The 6306-nt window shown below is 67.5% G+C and carries 3 protein-coding genes; 1 reads left to right on the forward strand and 2 read right to left on the reverse strand.

What is annotated here, in order from left to right; translation table 11 throughout:
• Positions 1-14 precede the first annotated feature (14 nt).
• Both ABI385_RS03340 and ABI385_RS03345 read right to left on the reverse strand, forming a co-directional pair.
• Positions 15-3611, reverse strand: coding sequence for a helicase HerA domain-containing protein (locus ABI385_RS03340; protein WP_348102316.1), 3597 nt, complete (start codon positions 3609-3611; stop codon positions 15-17).
• The gene (locus ABI385_RS03345) at positions 3611-4831 is read right to left on the reverse strand and encodes a DUF4232 domain-containing protein (RefSeq protein ID WP_348102317.1); all 1221 of its coding nucleotides are present in this window, start codon (positions 4829-4831) and stop codon (positions 3611-3613) included. The genes ABI385_RS03340 and ABI385_RS03345 overlap by 1 nt, the downstream gene beginning before the upstream one ends.
• Before the next feature lie 137 nt (positions 4832-4968).
• Here ABI385_RS03345 and ABI385_RS03350 point away from each other — a divergent pair, with 137 nt between their 5' ends.
• On the forward strand, positions 4969-6273 hold the full coding sequence (locus tag ABI385_RS03350) for an IS256 family transposase (RefSeq protein ID WP_348102318.1): 1305 nt from the start codon (positions 4969-4971) through the stop codon (positions 6271-6273).
• Positions 6274-6306 lie beyond the last annotated feature (33 nt).

Consider the following 6306-nt stretch of genomic DNA (forward strand, 5'->3'; position numbering starts at 1 on the left):
ACTTCCCTTCTGTATCAGTGGTGGAGGTCGCTGGGGAGGGCCGGTTCTTGATGGCTGGCGGCCACCAGCTGCCATGCCTGGGCTGTCGGCTGGTCACCGCGCGCGGCAGCGGCGCGGGCCAGCGCAGCGGCGCAGGCCTGAGGATCGGCCCCCCACGCGAAGGCTTTCTGGAAGAGGTACTCGACCGCGGGGTCGCCTCTGCCGTCGGCCACCTTGGCCAAGCCGAGATGGCCCGCTGGGAAGAGGTCGGTGACTGTCAGCGCACCGTAGAGGGCTTCGGCTCGGTCGAGAAGTCCGTGCTCCAGAGCGTCCTCGGCCTCGAGGAGCAACGCCCGCGGTCCGGTGCCATCCTCGTCGTTCTGGTCGTCTTCGTTGCTCTCGTCGTTGTCGTCGTCCATCACGTCGTCGACGTCGTCCATCACGTCGTCGACGTCGTCGATGTCACGGTTGTCCTCGAACGCGGCCGTGAACGGTTGTTTTCCGCGCTCCAACAACCGCGTCAGGTCCTCGTTGACATACTGCGGTCGGCGGCCCGTCCCGGTCATCTGCTGCTGCGCATAACACAGGGCAGCTTTGCGGTGCTCCGCCTGCAGGCGCGATCCGTCCTCTAGGTCCGCGTGATCGGTGACCACGACCAAGTCCGCCGCCTGAAGGGCGGCTTCATAGCGGTCGGCTACGTCGTCCTCGTCGCCGAGTGGACTACCCCAAGGTGCGGAGTCGGCTCTCAGGACCCGGACGTCGCGTACCACGGTGCGGTAGGCGCACTCCGTTGTCCCGCAGATGTCTGTGCAGCGGGGATACCAGTCGGACGTCCGGCGCAAGACCGACCGGAGCCGCTCGTCGTCCCGCGCTCGGGTTGCACCTGCCACCGCCGCCGGGGCTTGGGCTGACGCCGCGGCCACCATGAAGTCTGCGACCAGGAGTGCATACGTCTCGGTCAGGTCGTAGGGCCACCCGCTTCGGGCGGCCTCTCGCTGTGCCGTCGCGTACGCGCCGTGCCGGGCGACGGTGACGGCCACTGCGGCCTCGGACAGGTGGGCCGGCCGAGTAGCTCGCAAGTAGTCGGCAACCTCGTGCCATAGCCTCGGCAGCGTTTCGGGTTCGACCAACGCGGTATGGACCACCTGACGCAGCTGGTCCCGCAGCACGGGCTCGTCCACCGCTACCCGAGCCCAGCCACAGGCCGCCGGGAACTGGTCGCAGGTCTCGTCGCACGCGGTCGTCGTACGCGAGTCCTGACCACCACCAACGGAGTTGGTGCCCATCAGCTCGGCGACCTCGTTGTCCGACGGGATGCTCGTGTCGTCACCAGTCTTGCGTCGTGGGACCTGAACGAGGACGGGCGCATCGTCCCCTTCGCTGAACACCACTGCTTGGCCAGTCCTCAAAGTAGCCAGCGACGTGGTCTGCGTCTTGGTCATCGCCATGGCCGCCGCGACCGCCTCCCGGTCGTCCTGCGCGACGAGACGGTGAATGATCTTGAGGTCGGTGTTCTTCACCACGTCGGGTGCGAGCCGCACCGGCACCTGGTCGGCGATGAGCACGCCCTGACCGTAGGCGCGGATTTCGGACAGAATCTGCGTGAACGCCTCCACGAACTTGGCTTTAGGGTTGGCGTCCTTGCCCTGACCGCCCTCGACCTGGGTGAGAAGCCGGTGCGCCTCCTCGACGACCAGGACGTGCCGGAGCTGGTCGGTCAGACTCTCCTGACGGCGTCGCTCATACAGGTGCACGAGGAGCATCCCCATGACAAACGCCTTGTCGTCATCGTCGCCGAGCGCTTCCAGCTCCATGATGGTCGGCTGCGCGAGCAAATCGGCGATCGACTGCGAGCGGTCGACGTCGAGCATGCGACCTTTGGCTCCCCCGCGCAACCCGTTGATGCGGGTCAGCAGAGCGGCCTGGATCTCGTCTCGGGTGTCGGCGGAGTAGCCGAGCAAGGGCACGATGTCGCGCACCTTGTTGGCCAGGTCGGTCAACGTCGGCGGTGGGATCCGTCCCTGGTCCTGCGCGCGGGTGTTGACACCGGTAGCCAAGTCCCAGCCGCGGTCGACGTAAATCTCCTGCAGACAGCGCTCGAACACCTGCGGCAGCGGTGGCCACATCGAGAAGCTCGCGGTGAAGACGGCGCGGATCAGGTCGACGTGCGCGGTGACCGACACCCCGGGCTGCAGCTCGAAGGGGTTCATCCGCAGCGGGGCGACCCGCTCGGAACCCAACGTGTACACGCGCACCGCGCCAGCGAGCTCTCCGCGCAGCAGCGCCCGGTACTCGGTCTTGGCCGGCTCCAGCACCAGGAACGGCACACCTGCGGCGTGCAGCTGGCTTAGGAGCTGGAATGTTGTGTTCGTCTTTCCCGACCCGGTCAAGCCCGCGACCAGTGCATGCCGGGTGAGCGATGTCGGGGTCACCGCATACGTCGACCCGGTCGGTGACCCGTGAGCCAGCACCGCGCCGATCCCGACGCTGGCCCCCGCCCTGATCGGGAGGTCCGAGTCGAAGTCCGGGATCAGGTCGAGCCCGAAACCGGGAGTCTCACGTTCGGGCAGATGGACGTACACGCCAAGCTGCTCACTTGACATGACCGCCTGGGCCGCGAACAACCTGGAGTAGAAGCCCGGTCCAGACGCCGCGGGTATGTCGGGCATGGCCCACTGCTCCGACAGCGACGGCACGTCAGGAGTCTCAAAAACCTGCACCGGCTCCGGTGTGTCGGAGACCGACCCAAACGTGCCGCGCCACAAGGATGCGAGCATCGGATAGGAGTCGTTGTCCCCCCGCAGATAACAGGCGGTCCGCCACATCCCGACGACACCCCCGTCCATGAACGAAGCCAGGTGCGCAGCGGCCAGGTCCGCGTAATGGTCAGCCAGCGGGCTCGTACCGCCCTCCGCCTGACCCATGTGCACCACCATCCGCAGTTCGTTGAGCAGATGGTTTCGCTGCTGCGCGCGCACGTTCTCGGGCAGCGGCTGGGCCAGCACCAGAACGCGCCAAGTGCGCCCACGCATACCCCGGACGATGCGGTCCAGCGGCGCGACCCGCTCGTCCTCGCGCAGAGACCGCAGCGCGGGGATGCCCGTCGCATAACCACCGCGGGTGAACCGCAGCGCCTCGGGCTCGACCGGCGTTTCACCAACAACCACGGGATAGGTGCCTTGGAGTAGGGCTTGCAGAACCGACACGCGGGAGGCGGCGACCGTAGCGCCCCGATGGTGCGCTGACCAGCAACCCAGATGAAACCCCAGCCGCTGACCATCAGACTGCAGCAACATGACGAGCGGGTAACCGCGGCCGTGCAGCCCGGCGAACGCCTCCAACAGCGGCGCCCCACTCGCGCCGCTCGCTCGCTCGCGCCGGCCCAGCTGCGCCGAGGACCGCGGCCCTGACTCAAACCACGCGCCACCCTGCGGCTCCCGCTCGACACCCTTGCTCGTCTTGCCAACCCGGCGAACGTGCAACAGCGCACGTGACACAGGGTCGGCTGCGGTGAACGAGGATGCGGCGCGCAGGTCGGCGACGGGCGAGACCTGCTGTCGGTAGTCCAGTCGATCCGTGAGCAAGGCCCGCTCTGGTGGCGTTACCGCGGGCAGCTGCTGAGAGCGTGCCATCACGACCCTCCCGCCTGCTGCCAGGGCGGCAATGTTGGGACGGTCCCAGAGGTGAAGCCGCTCGACTGCACCGGGTACCCGTCGGCGCCGTCCTCGCAGACCTCAGCCCGCACGTCTGCGGGCACCGCGCTGGTGGCACCGGAAGGGGTGACGCGGATCACTGTGGCTGCAGCGCAGCCTGACCCGCTTCCCATCCAGGTGACCACCACGTACGCGTGTTCGCTCGGCGCCAACACTACAGTCGCCCCGGCGCCTGCCCCGGTGGGTGCGGTGTGAACAACCAGCGGTACAAACCCCGCGGAGAGGCCGATAGTCGGAAACCCAGACAGCAGGCAGGACGATGTCGTGGTGTTCATGACGACGACGTCCGCGGCTGTCCGTGAGGTGAGCTGGACGGTCGCCGATAGGGCGGAGGCGGCACAGTGGGGTGACAGGATTGGCCGTACCGGCAACGTCACCGGCTGAGTGGACGGGGGTGTTGTCGGGCCGTTACTCGTGGGAGGTGCGGGCGGGGACGAGGGAGCGGGCGGAGCCGGTGGGGCCCTGAGGCTGCCGTCATTCGTCGGCGTCGGAAGCGAGACAATGGGCATGCTCGCCGAGCTGGGGGAAGTCGGCTGTTCGCCGGTAGCGCTGGGAAGGGTCGTCGGCGCCGTGCCAGTCGGGAAGGGAAACGGGGGCGTACTGGGGAGCAAGACCGGCAGGCCACCACTTGCCAGCCCCCTTGCCCACGCAACGCCAGCCCACGCGCCGGCGACGACCACGGCCAGAACGAGAGCCGCAAACCCCACCCGTAACCAGCTCCGGTCCGCGCCGAACCCCGAGGACGAACTGCGGTTCTCGATGCGCTTCGCGTGGACCACTCCGCGGCGGGTGCGACCGTGCACGACCGCCTCGTCACCCTCACCCAAGTGACCCGCGATGTCGGCCGTCCGGATCTCGCAGGCCACGGCCGGCAGTCGGTTGCCCACCGAGTCATAGGGGTCGACGCGGAACGAGACCACCTGAACCGGGCTTCGATGCCACCAACTTCGGCCGGAACGAGCCTGCACGTCGCGAACCATCCCGCGGACGGTGACGCTCCCCCGTGTCACCGACGCGGCCGAAGCCTCAACTCCTCCGGCGACCACCGGCCGACCGGCCGAGTAGTAGTCACCGTCGTCGTGGCGGTCGTTGTCGCCGTCGTCGTGGCCGCCGCGGTCCTTGTGGCCGTCGTCCCCCATGCTGTTGTCCCCCCTCGTTATACCGTCGTCAGTGATGGCAAGCACAGTTCCTTGCAGGTCCACCGCCGGGTCTGTACGACAAACGGTGTTTCTGGCCCAACACGCCGACACGGGTCGGCGAGGAAGGCTGGTCACCGATGACCGAGACACTCAAGGGCATGAGCAGCATGCCGAAGGATGCGAAGAAGACCACCACACCGGGTGAGGCTGAGCGGGCCGCGGTGCGTGAGCTGGTCAAGGCCGCCCGCGCTCGTGGGGAGGAGCTGACAGGTCCGGGCGGGCTGTTGAAGACGATCACTTCCACGGTGCTGCAGGCCGCTTTGGAGGAGGAGATGACCGAGCACTTGGGCCACGAGAAGCACCACGCCACCGCGGCCGATGACGGCAACGTCCGCAACGGTAGCCGGCCTAAGACGGTGCTGACTGACGCCGCCGGACAGGTGGACATTCAGGTGCCACGAGACCGGGCCGGCACGTTCGCCCCGGTCATCGTCAAAAAGCGGCAGCGGCGGCTCAACGACGTGGATGCGGTGGCAATCTCGTTGTACGCCAAGGGGTTGACCACCGGTGAGATCTCCGCGCACTTCGCTGAGGTGTACGGCGCGAGCATCTCCAAGGACACCATCTCGCGGATCACCGACACGGTCGTGGAGGAGATGCAGGGGTGGGCGTCACGGCCTCTGCAGGGCGTGTACGCGGCGATCTTCATCGACGCGATCTACGTCAAGGTCCGCGACGGCCAGGTCGGTAACCAGCCGTTCTACGCCGCGATCGGGGTCGACCTGAACGGGCACCGGGACGTGCTCGGCCTGTGGGCCGGGAAGGGCGGTGGGGAGAGCGCGAAGTTCTGGATGAACGTCCTGGCGGACCTGAAGAACCGGGGTGTGGCGGACGTGTTCTTCGTGGTCTGTGACGGCCTCAAGGGCCTGCCGGACAGCGTCAACGCGGTGTTCCCGGCGGCGATCGTGCAGGCGTGCGTGATCCACCTGATCCGGGCCACGCTGCGGTACGCCTCGCGTAAGTACTGGGACCTGCTGGCGAAGGATCTCCGGGCGATCTACACCGCACCGAGTGTCGATGCGGCGTGGTCGGCGTTCGAGGAGCTGGAGGAGAAGTGGGGTAAGCCGTACCCGGCGATCCCGAAGCTGTGGCGGGCGGCGTGGGAGGAGTTCACCCCGTTCCTCGCATACGACGTCGAGATCAGACGGGTCTTGTTCTCTACCAACGCTATCGAGTCACTCAATGCCCGGTACCGCCGGGCCGTGGGTGCCCGGGGTCACTTCCCCACCGAGCAGGCCGCGCTTAAATGTCTGTACCTGGTCACCCGCGGGTTGGACCCCAAGGGCACCGGGCAGGCACGATGGACCATGCGGTGGAAGCCCGCACTCAACGCGTTCGCTGTCACCTTCGCCGACCGCATGCCCGCCGCCGAGAACCTCTGAAAATCAAATGCCAGAAACACCGTTCATCGGACA

This window comes from Lapillicoccus sp., from assembly GCF_039935575.1.
In the GTDB taxonomy this organism is placed as follows: domain Bacteria; phylum Actinomycetota; class Actinomycetes; order Actinomycetales; family Dermatophilaceae; genus Lapillicoccus.

Coding starts and splice junctions, on each gene's coding strand:
- ABI385_RS03340 (WP_348102316.1), bottom strand. CDS start 3,611: ATGGCACGCTCTCAGCAGCTGCCCGCGGTAACGCCACCAGAGCGGGCC.
- ABI385_RS03345 (WP_348102317.1), bottom strand. CDS start 4,831: ATGGGGGACGACGGCCACAAGGACCGCGGCGGCCACGACGACGGCGAC.
- ABI385_RS03350 (WP_348102318.1), top strand. CDS start 4,969: ATGACCGAGACACTCAAGGGCATGAGCAGCATGCCGAAGGATGCGAAG.